Here is a 16945-nt window from a genome sequence, read left to right as displayed (position 1 = left end):
GATCAGCGTATCCTCGAATATTTTGTGAACACCAGAATAGTCCATTTTGAATGCCATCTCGGCGTCTGCTGCCCTTGAGCAGTATTTCATTAACTATCTGAGATAGGTGAATTCCGTCTTTGAGCACATAACGTTCTTGTAAATTTACGAACATCGAATGTATCGCTGGTTCAAACAGGGACGGGGCTTGCATGACTAGGGGATCGGCCAAACGAGCTAGGGGCGGATCTTGTCGCCTGCCGTGTATATGGGTTGCTGCATTTACCGGCATCGTGTTGCTGTCGACGACTGCCAAGGCACAGGTGGCCTCGCCCGCCGATCAGGAACAGGCGCGTATCCGAGCGCAGCAGCAGGCAGCAGAACGCGCGGCGCGCGAGGCAGCGCCGGTCGCGACCATCGAGCGGCACGAGCCGGCGCCGCTCGGGCCTTTTCCGGTGGAGGCCGGCTGCTTCACGGTGCGCGACATCGTCGTCGAGAATGCGAGCCTTGCGAAGTTGCAATGGGTGCCGGGGTTCGTCGCGCAGTATCGCGGGCGGTGCGTCGGGACGGCTGGTCTCGATTACATCGTCCGCAGCCTGCAGGGCGCGTTTATCGAACATGGGTTGGTGACGACGCGCGCAGGCCTGCCCGAACAGGATCTCGCGAGCGGCACGCTGCGCATCGTCGTGGTGCCGGGCGTCGTCGAGGATATCCGGGTCAACAAGACGGCACACACCAAGGTGTGGGGGCGTGCGACGCCGGTCGGGCGCGGCGACCTGCTCGATCTGCGCGCGCTGGAACAGGGGCTGGAGCAGATGCGCAGCGTTCCCGGTCGCACCGTCGCCGTCGATATCGTGCCGGGGGATGCGCCGGGCCAGTCGGTCCTCGACGTCACCGTAAACCAGGCGCGGCCGATCGCCGGATCGCTGTCGATCAACAACTTCGCCGGCGAACGGGTGGGGCGCTACCAGGGCTCGGCGCAGGTCGCCGAACTTGGGCAGTTGGGCTTTTCGGAGGTGATCAGCGCCTATTATAATCGCCGGACGGATTCGCCCGGCGTGCCCGCCGATAGCCGCGGCATCGGCGGATCGATCTCCGTGCCGGCCGGGTGGTGGACGTTCAACGCGAGCGGCTCCGCCAATCGCTACAGCCAGACCGTGGTCGGCGAAGTCAGCAGCTTCGGCACGCGTGGCACACTCGACCGGGTCGCGATCGGCGCCGAGCGGGTTCTCTACCGCAATCAGACGGCGAAGGATTCGATCAGTTTCGGGCTGGCGCGGCGATGGGGTCGCAACTTCATCAACGATGTCGAGATCGGCATCCAGCGACAGGATCTCACCGACCTCGAAGTGCGGCTGATCGATCGACGGACGTTCGGCGCGGCGCGGTTCGACGGGTCGGTGGGCGTCCGGATCGGTCTGGGCATCCTCGGCGCGCAGAAGCAGCCGGACGATCGGCCCGATGCGCTGCCAAGTGCACGCTACCGGATCGTCAACGCCGACTTCGGACTGTTCGTGCCCTTGGGCCAGGGCTTCATCGACGGATACCGTGCCGAGTTTCACGGGCAGGTCAGCGACCGGAACCTGTTCGGCTCGGATCTCATCCAGATCGGCGGCCCATACACGATCCGCGGCCTGGATACCGACACCGCCGAACTGGGGCGTGACGGCTTCTATCTGCGCCAGGAGCTGGGTGCCAAGATCACCGATGGGTTCCGTCCGTATGTCCTGTTCGACATGGGCGCAGTCCGCAAAGGGACCGGCGCGCGCGGCGGCGGCGGCCTCGGTCTGAGGGCGCGGCGTGGGCCGTTCTTCGTCGACGTATTCGGGGCGCGTCCGGTGTTCGGGCGCCAGATCCCCAATCGCAACCGCGTTCGGTTCGGCCTTTCCGCCGGTGTAGGATTTTGAGCATGACCAAGCTGACCTTCGCCGTGCTGCGTCGCCGGATGCGTTCAGCCAGCGCGCTGTCTCCGCTCGGCGGCGGCGCGGGGCTCGCCGCACTGTTGCTGGTCGCAACGGTGCCGGCGCGCGGCCAGGACGGCGGTGCGCCTAATCCTGTCGTCCCGGTCCCCGGTGGCCCGACGCATCTCGATTACGGCGCGAACGGCGTGCCGGTCGTCAAGATCGCGACGCCGGACGCCAGAGGGACGAGCTACAACCGCTACCAAGCGTTCAACGTCGACGCGCGCGGCGTGGTGCTCAACAACAGCGACAAGATCGTCCAGAGCCGGCTCGCAGGCTATATCGACGGCAACGCGCAGCTTAATGCGTCTGGAGGGGCGTCGCTGATCATCAACGAGGTGGTCGCCGCCAATCCGTCTAGCCTGCGCGGCTATATCGAGGTCGCCGGCAAGACCGCCGATCTGGTGCTCGCCAATCCCTATGGCATCTCGTGCAACGGTTGCGGTTTCGTCAACGCGCCGCGTGTGACGCTGGCGGCGGCACAACCCCTGGTTGACGGCGTCGGCGCGCTCAGCGGATTCCGGACGGCGACGGGTACGATCGACGTGTCCGGCAGCGGCCTCGACGCGACGAATGCGCGGCTCGACCTGTTCGCGCGTGCCGTCTCGATCAACGCCGGGCTGTATGCGGATACCGTAACCACCAGCCTCGGCGCTGGCGACATCACGCGCGACGGCGACATCGTGGTGGTTGGGCAGCGTACTGCAGCGCAGCCGAACCAGCCTGCCTTCGCGCTCGACGTGGCGGCGCTCGGAGGGATGTATGCGCGCTCGATCAAGCTGATCGGCACCGAACGCGGGCTCGGCGTCAACGTCGCCGGCGATCTCGCGGGCCTCGAACAGGGCGTGACGCTGTCGTTCGACGGCAAGATATCGGTGCCCGGCGCGATCACGGCGAAGACCGCTGTCGCGATCGAGACCGCCGGTGCGCTCGACGTCGCCGGCCAGATCTACGGCGAAGGCACGGCGACGCTGAAAGGCGCGAGCCTGACGGGTAACGGCCTGATCGGCAGTGGTGGCGACCTCACGATCACGACCGGCGCGCTGAGCAGCGGTGGCACGCTCGCCGCCGGGCTGACCCGTGACGGACGTGTCACGCAGGCTGGGACGTTGCGGCTCGACGTCGGCGGGACGGCGGCGTTGACCGGACGGGTGCTGGCGCGCGACGCCGTGTCGTTGACGGCCAGCAGCATCGTCAACCACGGGCTCGCGAGTGGCGGGACGCTGACGCTTCGTACCACGACGCTCGACAATAGCGGTGGTACGATCGACGCGCGAACGGCGCTAGACGCACAGGCTGGGGCGGTCGCCAATATCGGCGGTGTGATCCAGTCCGGTGACACGTTGTCGCTAAGCGGCAGCAGCCTGGCCAACGAGCGCGGCGCGGTGCTGGCACTCGGCAACGGCGCGCTGACGCTGGGCTTCACCGGCGCGATCGGCGGCAGCGGGGGGCAGATCGGCGGCAACGGCGATGTGTCGGTTGCGGCTGGTTCGCTCGGTATCGACGGTGTGGCGGGCAGCATCACGGCGAGTAAGGCGCTCGACCTTAAGGTCGGCGGCGATTTCGCGATCACCGGCAAGGGCCTGGTTGCGGGCGGCGGTGCAACGACGGCCAATGTCGGCGGCGTGCTCGGCGTCACCGAAGGCGGCTTGCAGGGCGGCAGTGCTTTGTCGGTGCGCGCAGGCTCGGTCACGATCGGCAGCGGTGGCCAGGTCAGCGGTGGCAACGTGACTGCGGACACAGTCGGCGCGATGACGAACGGGGGCCTGATCGCGAGCGCGGGCCGTGTCGATCTGACCGCAGCCACGCTGACGAACACCGGCACGATTTCGGGTAAGGGCGGCACGAGCCTCACGGCCGCGGGGCTGGTCGCGCAGGACGGTCTGGTCGCGTCCGACGGCGCTATCGCCGTAAATGCAGGAGCCTTCACCGCGCGCGGCGGCACGGTCGAAGCGGGCGGGACGCTCGGCGTCACGGCCGGATCGGTGGCGCTCGATCGCGCCAGCCTGACCGCGCTCGGATCGGGCGCACTGACGCTGGCAAGCCGGGGCGCGTTGACCGCAGCGGGAACGCGCATCGGCAGCAACGGCGCCGTGGCGATCGGCGCCACGACGCTGGCGTTCACCGACAGCCGGATCACCGCGATTGGCGCGCTCGCGCTCAATGCGACGGCGGGCGATCTGGCGTTCGGCAGCGGTGCGACGATCGAGAATGGCGGCGACCTGACGCTGACCGCGACGGGCACGCTGAGCCATGCCGCCGACATCGTCGGTCGCGGACAGAATCTGACGCTGCGCGCGGCGACGATCGACAACCGTGGCGGTGCGATCCTGCATCTCGGCACCGGCACGCTCGCGCTGTCGGGCAGCGATGCGATCGACAACAGCGGCGGTCGGATCGCGAGCAATGGCGCGCTGTCGCTGATCGCGGGCACGTTCGCCAACACCGGTGGCACGCTCACCGCGGCAGGCGGCGCCGGGCTTACGATCGGCAGCGATCTGGCGAACGAGAATGGCCTGATCGCGGCAGGCAGCGGCCTTACGCTTCGGGCCGGGGCGACCCGCAACGCCGGAGGATCGATCGAGGCCGCCGGCCCGCTGGACGCGCGTCTTACCGCGCTCGACGGCGGCACGCTGGTCGCGACCGGTTCGGCGGGAACGCTGACGCTCGACGTCCGCGATGCGATCAGTGGTTCGGTCCTGATAGGTGCCGCCACCGATGCGACGATCAACGCCAGTTCGCTCGACCTCGCCAGCGGGTCGCGCCTGACGGCGGGCGGAACGTTGACGGTGGGCGCGCGCGATGGCGACATCGCGCTCGCGGGGGGCACGCTCGATGCGGCGAAACTCAAGCTGACCGCCGCGCGCGCCATCCTCACGGGCAATGGTGGCCTGATCCAGTCGACCGGCGCGATGATGATCGCGGCGGGCTCGTTGACCACGAGTGGCGGGCGGGTTGTCGCGGGCGGCAAGCTCGATGTGAACGCGAGCACGCTGGATAATCGCAACGGTTTGCTGGCGTCGGGCGCCGATGGCGCGACCTTCACCGTCAATTCGCTGGCCAACGATCGCGGGACGTTGGGCGGTGACGGATCGGTCGTGGTGACGGCGACGAACGTCGACAATGGCGCGGGTACGCTTGCGGCAGGCGGCGATCTGACGCTGTCGGCCGCAAGCCTTGTCAACGCCACCGGCGGGCAGATCTGGGCGGACCGCGATGCGCGGGTGACCGTGACGGGGACGCTCGCCAACCGCGGGAGCATCGCCGCCGCACGCGACCTGAGCGTGAACGCGGGCACGCTCGATGGCGGCAGCGGAGCCGGTGCGGGCACGCTCGCCGGCGGCCGACTGCTCGACATCACGTCGGGCGGCGGCACATTCGGGCGGCTCGTCGCACCGACCGCGCTGACGCTGGGCATAGCCGGCGATCTGACCAACGCTGCCGGCGAGACGATCGCGACGCCGGGCGCGCTGACGCTCAACATCGGCGGGAGCTTCACCAACGCAGGCATGGTGCAGGGCGGCACCGCGATCGGGATCGCCACGGGGGGATCGATCGCCAACCAGGCCGGCGGCTCGATCGTCGCGCCGACGCTGACGCTGACGGCCGGCACGACGCTGGAGAACCAGGGGCTGATCAATGGCGGTGCGGTGACCATGAGCGCCGCGCAGATCGCCAATGGTAGCGCGATCTTCGGCGACAGCGTCGCACTGTCCGGTACTGGCGGCATCGTCAACGCGGGCGACAGCGCGGTGATCGCCACCCGCGGCGGGCTCCTGTCGCTGTCGAGCGGCGGCGATATCGTCAACCGCGATGGCGCACTGCTCTACAGCCTCGGCAATCTGGTCGTCACCGGTGTCGGTGGAACCGGGCGTGCGGGCTCGCTGCAGAACCTCTCCTCCGACATTCAGGCACAAGGCGACATCGCGATCGCCGCGACCCGCCTGCTCAACGATCGTAGCGTGTTCACCACCGAAGAGGCGCTCGTCTCCAGTCAGGACGTCCGGACGATCGACAACCGCAATCGGCGCAACAGGACCATAACCCAGTATCTGGAGACGATTACCGACACGAAAATCCTTGCCGACAGCGGGCAAGCGCAGATCATCGGCACCAACGTCACGATTGATGCCGACAGCGTCACCAACCGGCTGTCCACGATAAGCGCTGCAGGGAACCTTGGGGTTGGCGCCGCGGCCGTGACTAACACCGCGTTCACCGGGTACTACACCACCAAGCAGGACGGCGTGATCCTAGGCCAGACGCGTAGCTGCCCGCTGTTCGGGTGCGGCGATTGGCGGACGCGAACGACGACGCCGCTCAATACCGTCGATGCGCAAGCGACTTTCACGACCCCCTCGACGATCACCGCGGGGGGCACGCTGACGATCGATGCGGTCACGATCGACAACCTCGTCCTGACCCCGGACGGCAGCACCGCCGACATCTTCGCCGCGAGCGCTGGGCCCGGTGCCGTCACCGCTGGTGGCGCCGTCGCCGCCGTGACCACGGGCGCGGTCGTCGCACCCGGCAGCGCGCCTGGCGTGATCGCCGGCACCGCGATCGACCCGACCTTCGGCTTCGCGGTCAAGCCGCCGACCGACCGCGCGAGCGGCGGTGCGGGCAGCGCGACACTCGATCTGGGCGGACTGTTCCAGTTCGCGGGGGCGAGTTCGCAGGTGCTGGTCCAGGCGGATCCCCGGTTCAACAACTACGACACCTTCCTGTCGAGCGACTATTTTCTCGACAAGCTCGGCTATGATCCGTCGCGCGTGCAGCGCCGGCTCGGCGACGGGCTTTACGAGCAGCAGCTGATCGCGAACCAGCTCGTTGCGCTGGTCGGCGCGCAGCGACTGGTCGGCTATGGTGACAACCAGGGCCAGTATCGTGCGCTGCTCGATGCGGGCGCGACCTTCGCAAAGACCTATAATCTCGCGCTCGGCGTCTCGCTCTCGCCGACGCAGATGGCAACGCTGACCAGCGACATCGTGCTGCTCGTGGAAACCACGGTTCAGACCCCGTCGGGACCGCAGACGGTGCTCGCACCGCGCGTCTACCTGACCAAGGCGGCGGCTGGCGATCTCACCAGCGGCGGCGCGATCATCGCCGGGCGCGATATCCAGTTGCGCGCATCGGACTCGCTGACCAATGCGGGCGTCATCCGTGCTAGCGCCAGTGGCACGCTGGTCGGCGGCACGATCGTCAACAGCGGTCGGCTCGATCTAGGCAACCGCGGCATCGTCTCCGCGGCCGGCGACCTGATCGACCGGGGCGGTGCGATCACCGGTGGCGACCTGACGCTGGCGGCGGGCCGCGATCTGACGCTCGCCCCAGTCGCGATGACCCGCACCGTCGCTACGCGCTACTATGCCGGGCGTTCGGACCAGCAGGTCTCGCTGACGACGACCACCACCAATCGCGGCAGCGATATCGCGGCGACCGGGAACCTTGATCTGCTCGCGGGGCGGACGCTGTCGGTCACCGGCGCGAGCGCGGCGGCGGGCGGCAATCTGGTCGCCTCGGCGGGTCAGACCATTGCGATCGGTAGCGCGACCGACAGCGGCACATCGTTTGCGGTCGGCCGCGAAGGCAAGACGCTTTTCACGCAAACCCAGACCGAACGCAGCAATGTCCTGTCGGATCTGCGCGCGGGCGGCAATGTCACCTTGGCGACGCCAGGCGCGCTCGTGGTGAACGGCGGTACGGTCACTGCAGGCCGTGCGCTCGCCGTCGACGCGGGGAGCATCGGCGTGACCGGCGTGGTCGACAGCACGCAGCTGCAGCGCGACACGCAGAAGACCTCCCGCGGCTTCCTGTCCTCGACCAAGACCACCACGGCCTATACCGGCACCGATCAGAGCGTCGTCGCCTCGACGCTGTCGGGCGACACGGTGGCGCTGCGAAGCACGGGCGACACGCGGATCGCCGGTTCCAACGTGGTCGCGAACAACGGCGTCTCGATCGCCGCGGGCGGCGCGATCGACATCGGCACGCTGACCGCGACCGACACCGAGACGCAATCTACGCGCGTCAAGAAGAGCGGACTGTCGATCGGTGGCGGCGGGCTGTTCCTCGGCGTCGCAAAGAACCGCAACGACGCCGACACCACCAGCATCACCAACACCGGCTCGCTGATCGGATCGACCGCGGGCGACGTGACGCTCGATGCCGGTCGCGCGCTGACCGTGACCGGCAGCCAAGTGACCGGCACCGGTCTTACCCGGCTGAGCGGCGAGAGCGTCGCGATCCGCAATGCGACCGACGTGACGACCACCGACACGCTCAACAAGTCGTCGAGCATCGGCATCAGCGTCGGCGCGCAAAGCCCCGTGCTCAGCGGGTTGCAGGGCGTGCGCGATTCCGGGCGCATCCTTGGCAACGCCAATACGAACGCCCGGACCAGCGCGGTGGCCGGGCTCGCAGGCGGACTGGCCGCCTACAACGCCGCGGATGCGCTCAAGGGCGGCCTCACCAATCTCGCGGCGGTCGGCGTCAGCTTCGGCGTGTCGAGCACCAAGGCGACCTCGAAAACGCGCGACGAGACCAATGTCGCCAGCCGGATCGCCGGCAACGACGTGGCGATCGCGGCACGCGGCGCCGGCGCAGCCTCGACGATCGCGGTGCAGGGCAGCCAGATCGACGCGACGCGCGACCTGACGCTGTCGGCGCCCGGCGCGATTACGCTGCGCTCCGCGACCGAGACCGACACTCTGGCACAGAAGAACAGCTCGTCCGGCTTCTCCGTCGGGGTAGACTTCGGCCTGGCCGGCGGCGTGACTCCCAACGCGTCGTTCAACACGAGCAAAGGCAATGCGTCGGGCACCGACGTGCGCCACGCCGAGACGACGCTGACCGCGGGCCGCGACCTGACGATCAACACCGGCGGCGCGCTGACGCTGCAGGGTGCGCAGGTCGCCGGCGAGCGCGTGGCAGTGGATGCCGCGAGCCTCGCCATCCGCAGCGAGCAGGACACGTCGACCTACGCGTCGAAGCAGAATGGCTTCGGCCTGTCGGTGCAGGCGCCTGCCGGCGGCGCGGCCGGCATCGCGGGCAACCTGTCGCGCGAACGGCAGAACGGCGACTTCACGAGCGTCGCCGAGCAGTCCGGCATCTACGCCGGTGCGCGCGGCTATGACCTCAACGTGAGGGGCAACACCGACCTCGTCGGCGGTGTGATCGCGAGCGACGCGCCGGCGGAAGCGAACCGGCTGTCAACCGGCACGCTGACCGCCAGCGATCTCGCCAACCGCGAGCGCTACAGCGCCAATTCGCTTAGCATCGGCGGCGGGCTGGGCAACATCGGCAAGAACGGCAGCGGCCAGGCGGATGCGTCGGGCGCCAACCCGGTCGCAGGCATCCGCACCGGCATCGGCACGGTCAGCGCAACCCCGCCGGTCGCGTTGGGGGCGAAGGGCAGCCAGTCGGGCACGACGCTATCCGGAATCGCGCCGGGGATGATCGACATCAGCAGCGGCGACGCGGCGAGCAGCAACGTGGCGGCGATGATCGGCCGCAACACCTTGAGCGCGAACGCCGGCGCGCTGACGCAACAATACGACGCGAACAAGCGCGAGGAGATCGCGCTTGGCTTCGCCGCCGCGGGCCAGCTGGCGAACCAGACGGGCACGTTCCTGACCGAACAGGGCCGCAAGGCGGACCAGTGGACGAAGGCCAACCCCGATGCCGCGCCCACGGACAATCCCTACGCAACCTGGACGGCGGGCGGCACCGGGCGATTGGTGCTGACCGCGCTGAACGGCGCGGCGGGAAGCAACGTCACTGGATCGCTCGGAGGGCTGGTACAGGCAAGTGCGGTAAACGTGCTGCAAGGGTTGGGAACGCAGCAGGTCAAGGCGCTCGTCGATGCGCTGCCGACGAGCACCTACGGTTCGGAAACCGGCCGCGAAGCGACACGTAGCGCGCTTCAGGCACTGACCGCGTGCGCGGGAAGCGTCGCGGGCGGATCGGGTGCCTGTGGCGGCGCAGCGCTCGGCGCGGCGGGGAGTGTGGTGCTCAACAACCTTCTCAGCGTCGGCACGAGCACTGCAACCGATGCCGATGGACGGCCGCTCAGCGCCATTGATCAACAGGGACGCAATACCCTGATTGCGACGATCGTCGCCGGCATCGCCTCCGGCGCAGGCCTTGATGCCAACGCCGCCGTCACTTCGGCTTCGATCGAAACGTCCAACAATGCGACGACCCGCACCCGCTACGGCGCGGTGTGCGTCGCAGGTACCACGAGCGGGTGCAGCTCGCTGACGGTCGAGCAAATGCTGGTGCGGGATCCTAAGACGTGGGCGCCGGTGCTCACAAGCATTTCGAGGGCGCTCGGCAGCGGCGACAAGAACGCGATCGCGGAGATTTACATGCAGCTCGCGTCGGACGCGGCGGCGACCGGCCAGGCGATCACCGACACCCAGGTAGCAAACGGGGTCGCCGCCTATACACAGCGACAGGGTAATGGCGATCAATTGGCCTCCGCGCTTAACGGCGTCCCGTCGGACGTTCGCCCGGGTGTCGAGAGCGACCTTTCCTGGATGATGCCGTCTGCTTCCCTCGACAATCCGCTAACGTGGTTGGGCGCCTACGCAACGTCCGGCCTGTCTTCGAACACACAGTCCGATCTGCTCGTCACCAGCCTCACCGGTCTCGAAACCTTCCGTCAGGCGGGCAACGGTGTGGGGTCCGGGTTGAAGAGTTCGGCGGTTGGCGCGGTAAACGGCGCCTACGCGCTCGGCCAGTTCGCCTACGACAGTTCGGCAATCGGGCGAATCCTCAATCCCGGCGCTGCCGAGCGGGATGCGGAAGCATTGGGCAACGGGCTGCTCGGCCTGCCCGGCGCCATCGCTCAGGGCATCGACAATTGCCTCGTCAACAACGCAACAGCAGCGTGCACCTCAGGAGCGACCCAAGGGCTCGTCGCCATCGGTAGCGGGCCCGCCGCCGAGTTCGCAGCGGGGCGCATCGTCGGGCTGGCGGGCGACGCTCGGGGGTTTGTGGGCGCTCGGATCACCGCTCGCGGGGTTGAGGACGCGGCGATCAATCGTGCTGCCATCGATGCGCTGTCGCCAGCCAACGCTGGAATGGTCGTCAAGCCTATGGCCGCCGCAGAAAGTGCCCTCGGTCGAGCGAGTCCGCTCTCTACCGGATTGGGTGATTTCAAGGGCACGTACACTGGTCTCGTAAAGGTTGGTGAAGCCGGGCCATTACAGAGCAATTTGGCGGAAACGTTTTCCGGTGGACGATATGACGTCGTTACGCTCACGCAAGATACGATCTTGTATCGTGCAGGAACTGCCGATCAACCCTTAGGGCAATTCTTCAGCCGAGCCGAGGCTCAGGGCGTATTGCAAACCCGTATTGATAGTGCGGTTCCGCCCACTTGGCCGAACGGCGCGACTTCGCCTCTCGACACCTCTTTCGCTGTCAAAATTCCTGCCGGGACCGAGGTTTATGTCGGTAAGATCGGAAGCCAAGGAAGTCTGTATGCCGGCGGCGCGGATCAAATAGTTGTGGTCAAGCCCTGGATCGTCAAGGGTGTTGAGGTAGTAGGAAGAAAGCCGATAAAATGAGCGTAATTGATAGACTATCCTATATTTTGAAACGCATGAGCCAATTGGCTCGGCAGGGTAATTCCGACCACGTCGGAGCGTCGCTCGATCGTGCCGCCGGGAATTTGGAGCGCGATTTTCACGAAGGGGTGAGTGCCATCATTGGCATGTATGGAGGTATGGGGTCGCTCAACGACGTGATTCTCTACGAGGCGGGGCAGCCTCAATTTCAAGAAAATGAGGAGTTCGACGCGCTAAGGTCTGAATTGTACGAACTATGTCAGAATAGTCGTAATTGAGTATATTGCGTTGCTGCAGAAGTGGCATCGACGTGGCCACGTCCCTCAGGAAGTGCGAACCTATGCACGGAAGCGCGCGGCTGAACATGAGGATCAACAACACGCTGGCCTATCCAAAGACTGCCGAGTTTGGTGGTGATCCCGGGGCGGCAGCGATGAGCGTGGCGAGCGCTGCAATCCTGTCGGAAATGGAGTCCGCCCTAGGCCGTTTCACCCCCGATGAGGCAGCCGTCACGACCGAACTGCTGCTGCGCCTGAGGGACGCCCTGGAGCCGGGCGACGAGCAATGGTTCGATCAATTCGACAGCCATGTCATGACGCTCGACGGCGGCAATACCTATCAGCCGCAAAGCAACACGGAGCGACTTGCTTTTGACCACGCCCTGCAAGCTGCGTTGCTCGCGCTGCATGAGCTTGTTCGCCGACGGCGCGAGGGTGAGGTGACGAAGCCGCCTTCGAATACCGACGAAGGCAATCGTACCGACGTCGCCAGGCGGGGGCCGTCCGAACGCGACCGGCTCCTCCACGCTGTGCAGGACACCCTGTTCATACTTACCCGAACGGCTCGCGCACCCGCCCGTTTGCTCAACGACGTCGAGGATCGTTCGGACTGGAAGGATCTGGTTCTATGGTTCGTCGAGGCGCTAATCGGGGAAGGTCTCGCGACGATCGAGGGTGGAGATCGTACGTCGACATCCCACCTCAAGCATCTTCGCGACCATCCATACGATAGGGGTGGCGAGGATCAGGCGTGGGAAACGCTGCTCGTGTCGCTCACCGGACTCGGTGTCCTGTTTACCGCCGAGATGGGGATCGTCACTCTGGGCCAGCCGCTCAGTACCTCATTAACCGCGAAAGCGGAGGGGTGGGGTATCGGTGAGTGGACGGCGCCGGCGCACCATGTCGATGCCGCGCCGTCCCACGGCACGTCGTCGGACGTTGCGGCTGCGATCGCGGATGGGCGGTGGACCATCAACACCCGAGTGCTTCTCGAGGACGGCGGACAGTTGGTAGTCTTTCTGTCGGACAATGCGAACGACCCGACGGTATCGGCGATTGTCGGACGCGAGGTATTCCGCTGCGACGTACGTGGCGCGCCTATGTGGCAGATCGCAGCTGAGGCCGGGACGACCGATTCCAGAACGCATCCTTTCGATCACGCGACCGTGACCAGCGAGCCTTTCGTCAGCGTGTTCGAGGCGGACGGAAACTATTACGCCAGCCGCTAGAACGGCGACACATTCGTGATTGATATGTCTAGCGGAAAGGCATCGTACTCGGGTTGGGCTCGGACGTGATGACGGTCGCGGTATATCTGGTGTGACTTTATAATCCGGCTTCTTGCGCGCTGATCGCGGCCGCGTCTCAAGAATACCTAAGCGACGTTGCCGCAACTGAAGATTGTCGACCCTTGGTCGCGACAGATGCGACCAAATTGGACGTTGGCACGCTAAATTTCGGTGCGAACCAGAAAGCGCATGCCATCTTCTTGATGATACGGAACAGACCACGCCGCCTTAATCAACGGCCGCAGGAGCCATTGGCCGGGCGCGACTTCTCATCTCACCCTCCCATCCGGTAAAAGCCGCCGGATTGCGGCCCCTTTGCTGTCACGCCGTACCTGAACGAACGGCTGGTTTCGGGAGACGCTTCAGTCGCTTCGAACGTCCACTTGTGGGTCCAGCCTGCCGCCGCGACTGCAAGCTACCGCTCAAACAAGTGCGCTATTCGAGAACAGATGACGCCCGCTCGCGTTATGCTGGCGCGACCCCGTCGGCTCTGACCAGTTCGGCGCCAACGAGTGTGCCGATGAGCCTAACCCGCTTCTCAACCAGGTCCACGGGCGTCCGCTGAAGTTCCAGCTGATAGCGTCCGCCTGCGTCGCGGCGTAGGTAGAAGGCACCACCATCGCGTGACAAAGTGCCCGTTTCATCAATGCGAGCTCCGATTTCTATCATGAGTGTTCCTATCAGCGATCACGTTCCTCGCGCTTGCGATCGGCTTTACGCGCGCGACTGACTGCAGCGGCATGCTCGCGCGCCCGCTTCTCCGACGGCTTTTCATAATGGCGGCGCAGCTTCATCTCGCGATACACACCTTCGCGCTGCAGCTTCTTTTTCAACGCGCGCAACGCCTGATCGACGTTGTTATCGCGGACGGTAATCAGCATGCGTGTTTGCCCTAGCTGTGTCGGTAATCTCGGCTATGCTCGTTACCGGTGAGCGGGTCGGCTGCCAAGAGTAAGGCCGCATGTAAGCGGCATATGCTTCACGCTGAAACGCGCTTCCGGCTAACCGAAACTTCTGCCAATCCCAGTGCGTTATTCCGACGCCGGAGCAGTTTGCTTCGCGGCTATCAGCTATGCGAGGACACTATCATGGGCTTGTTTTCCAAAGATATCGTGACATTCGACGACCTGTTCCTGCACCAGTTGCAGGACGTCTATTATGCCGAGAACCAGATCACCAAGGCATTACCGAAGATGATCGACAAAGCGACCGCACCGGCTCTGAAGCAGGGTTTTGAGACGCATCTGCGCGAGACCGAGGGTCAGATCGCACGCCTTGAGCAAATCTTCGATCTTCTCGGCGAGAAGGCCAAGGCCGTGACCTGCCCGGCGATCGATGGGATCATCAAGGAAGCCAACGAAGTCGCGGGTGAAATCGAGGACAAGGCGGTTCTCGATGCTGGGCTGATCGCCTCGGCACAGGCGGTCGAGCATTACGAGATCGCGCGCTACGGCACGTTGATCGCTTGGGCGAACCAGCTCGGCCGTACTGATATTGCAGCGATCCTAAAAGAGACGCTCGACGAGGAATATGCGACCGACGACGAGCTGACTGCGATGGCGACGTCCACCGTCAACGCCAAGGCGGATGCGGTCACGGCGTAAGACTTAATGTCGGGGGGCAGGGGCCCCCGACTAAATTCGATCGGGTAGGATCGAAACGACCTCCGCGTGGGAAGTGAGGCGATCCTCCTTCCAAAATGGGGCGGTTTCCTACGAGACGGAAAGTGGAGCTCAGCGGCCTGCACCGGGCTATGAGATCAGTTCAGCACGCGCTCACTCAGGATTTTCTCGACCAACGGATCGCCCGCGCGGGCCGGCTCTGCTCGGATAGCTGCTTCTTCGCGCCCAATAGCGCGCCATAAACCCTGCGAAGCCTGATCGGTGACAGCGCGCTGGATTGCTGGAATATCGATCCCGGTCGCCGCGCCGAGAACCGGTCCCAGGATCGACCCGCTCCCAAACTGGTGAAGCGCGTCGCCGAACTCAGGGAACATCGCACCGATGATCCGATCGCCGATCCTCCGCTCGAGGTAGGATGTCGCCGCGGTCGGGCCGCCGTTCACGATGGCCGCTGCATCGGAGAAGGTCAGCGACCGGATCGAGTCATAGATCAGTGGCGCGGCGCGGTCTGCTGCATTGCCCGCGGCGCGGTTTACCACGATCGTCAGTTCGCGCTGTACCGGCGCCGAACGTAACAGGGCTCCCAGCACAGCGGTCGAACGATCGTTGAGACCGGCCGGCAGGGAAATACGAGCCACCGGGTCGTTGAAATATCCGTTGTCCGTGACGAGCCGGGCCAGCGCGCGCTGGCTGGAGGTGCCAAGGAGCCGCCGGAGACCCTCCGTTAAATCCCCACCCGAACCGGTGGTGGCGCACCCCGGCAGGACAAGTAGCGGTGCCAGCAGCGCCGTGCCGAGCACCAGGAATCTGCGGGATGGTTTGTACATGCATCATGCCTTTCGTCGTAAAGCTTCAACTGATGAACTGTTGTTGGTCTGAGCCGTGATAACGCGTGCTGAACAACGAGTTTCGGACGCGATAGGCAAAGCGCTTCGGGGCTGGCGCCTCGGGCAGTCCCGGAATGTATCGTCAAAAATCATCCGACCCGTGGATGCCAAACTTCTCCGGAATGAATGCTCAAACTGAGGGTCGAATCGACGATCGCACAGGTTCTCAGAGCAAGGCACGGTGTCCCATTAGGCATGGGTTCGAAGCCAAAATAAGGACCGAATTTTGAGTGGGCCACGCAGGGACCACGGATCTAGTGGTGAGCGAAAATCCGAGCATTTCTGCGGCTTACGGCACTAAATATGAGCCCTGTAAGCGCACCATTTTTCCAAGTGACAAATTCTTGGTTTAACTCACATTCTTGTCACTCCGGTCTGCGCTGCTGCGTTTTCCTGTTCGGTGCGGCTTCCGTGCATTGCACCAGGGGCGAGCTTCTCAAAGTCGGCCAGAATGCCGGTCAGTGCGGTGACGACGCTTGGAAATTCACGGACCGCGTAGACTTCGGTCTGGCTGTCATCGCTGTGGCCAATGAAGCCTTCGAGATCCCATTTCGTGGCGCCGCGGTTTCGAGCGAGCGTCGAGGCTGTGTTGCAGGAGATACGACCGCCACTCGCGGCCCTTCGGCATTTCGAGCCTTGTGAGCATGGTGTCCCAAGCCCGATCGACATCTTGCACCGGCCGCCCATGATAATTGACGAGCCAACCGCGGCCGGTGCGGGCGGTCGGTTTCAGATTCATGGACGTCGCGTATTCCGCGCGCAGCCAGCGATCGAGCGTTGGTAGAACGGGCACGAGTGCACGGTGCTTCTCGTTTTGCGTTCTTCCCTGGGGCTTCAGGTCGATCGTCGGGGCGCCCGGCGACCACCGCTCCCGAGGTAGCAGCTCGGCATTGGCCGAGTGGTTCCGTGCCGCGATAAGTTGCGCGATTGAAGCCTCGGTCGCGGCTCGCGCCGAGAATGCGAAATGGTGATTTCACCTTTATCGTTACGCTGCTGCTTGGACTAGCGCGTAATGCGTGAACGAAAATTGACGCGCATGCCATCGCGCATGTCGAGCCATGGCGAAGCCGCCGTTAGGCACTTATGGCCTGCTCTGCGTTGAGAATGTGACGACCTAAGCAAGGCGGCTCGCAATCGTGTCGGCAAGGCTCGTGTTGCCCCACTCGATCTCATAGTCGGCGATCGCGTCGGTCAGCAGGTGCGCATTTGCCTGAGCGAGCGCTTAGCCGCACGCTTGGCAAAATGCTGGAGCTTCGCCTTAGTCAGCTAGATGCATCTTATCGAGCAACAGGATCGCAATATCCGGTTCTAGTGTATCGAGCTATACCAGCGCGGTGCGGATCGCCGATCGATA

General features: G+C 65.1%; 9 protein-coding genes. 5 read left to right on the top strand and 4 right to left on the bottom strand.

Going from position 1 to position 16945, the window contains the following annotated elements; genetic code table 11:
• Nucleotides 1-275: 275 nt before the first annotated feature.
• The 4 genes from ASG20_RS11855 to ASG20_RS11840 all read left to right on the top strand — a co-directional run bounded on the left by ASG20_RS11855 (nt 276) and on the right by ASG20_RS11840 (nt 13022).
• Entirely contained in the window at nt 276-1886 is a 1611-nt protein-coding gene (locus tag ASG20_RS11855) for a ShlB/FhaC/HecB family hemolysin secretion/activation protein (RefSeq protein ID WP_056052384.1), read from the top strand.
• Between the two features lie 2 nt (nt 1887-1888).
• The gene (locus ASG20_RS11850) at nt 1889-11515 is read left to right on the top strand and encodes a two-partner secretion domain-containing protein (protein ID WP_056052381.1); all 9627 of its coding nucleotides are present in this window, start codon (nt 1889-1891) and stop codon (nt 11513-11515) included.
• Nucleotides 11512-11793 (top strand): DUF6966 domain-containing protein, encoded by a 282-nt coding sequence (locus ASG20_RS11845; protein WP_056052378.1) that lies wholly within the window; start codon nt 11512-11514, stop codon nt 11791-11793. Before ASG20_RS11850 ends, ASG20_RS11845 begins: the two co-directional genes overlap by 4 nt.
• Nucleotides 11794-11879: 86 nt before the next feature.
• A complete protein-coding gene (locus tag ASG20_RS11840) occupies nt 11880-13022 on the top strand; it encodes a hypothetical protein (protein WP_156364258.1) in 1143 nt (380 codons plus the stop codon).
• 525 nt (nt 13023-13547) lie between these two features.
• Here the strand turns inward: ASG20_RS11840 and ASG20_RS19900 are convergent.
• Both ASG20_RS19900 and rpsU read right to left on the bottom strand, forming a co-directional pair.
• Nucleotides 13548-13751: a DUF5818 domain-containing protein gene (locus tag ASG20_RS19900; protein WP_056052373.1), complete on the bottom strand. Its 204-nt coding sequence runs from the start codon at nt 13749-13751 to the stop codon at nt 13548-13550.
• Nucleotides 13752-13762: 11 nt separating this feature from the next.
• On the bottom strand, nt 13763-13963 hold the full coding sequence (gene rpsU / locus ASG20_RS11830; protein ID WP_056052371.1) for a 30S ribosomal protein S21: 201 nt from the start codon (nt 13961-13963) through the stop codon (nt 13763-13765).
• Between the two features lie 207 nt (nt 13964-14170).
• Here rpsU and ASG20_RS11825 point away from each other — a divergent pair, with 207 nt between their 5' ends.
• A complete protein-coding gene (locus ASG20_RS11825; protein ID WP_056052367.1) occupies nt 14171-14686 on the top strand; it encodes a YciE/YciF ferroxidase family protein in 516 nt (171 codons plus the stop codon).
• 155 nt (nt 14687-14841) lie between these two features.
• Here the strand turns inward: ASG20_RS11825 and ASG20_RS11820 are convergent, their stop codons facing one another.
• Both ASG20_RS11820 and ASG20_RS19400 read right to left on the bottom strand, forming a co-directional pair.
• Complete coding sequence (locus tag ASG20_RS11820) at nt 14842-15531, bottom strand: DUF4197 domain-containing protein (protein ID WP_056052364.1); 690 nt, start codon at nt 15529-15531, stop codon at nt 14842-14844.
• A 414-nt stretch (nt 15532-15945) separates the two neighbouring features.
• Complete coding sequence (locus ASG20_RS19400) at nt 15946-16260, bottom strand: hypothetical protein (protein ID WP_156364256.1); 315 nt, start codon at nt 16258-16260, stop codon at nt 15946-15948.
• Nucleotides 16261-16945: the final 685 nt, after the last annotated feature.

The sequence above is a fragment of the Sphingomonas sp. Leaf198 genome (assembly GCF_001424005.1).
Classification (GTDB): domain Bacteria; phylum Pseudomonadota; class Alphaproteobacteria; order Sphingomonadales; family Sphingomonadaceae; genus Sphingomonas.
Note: the sequence above shows the minus strand (reverse complement) of the source record. Positions and strands in the feature narration are given on the sequence as shown.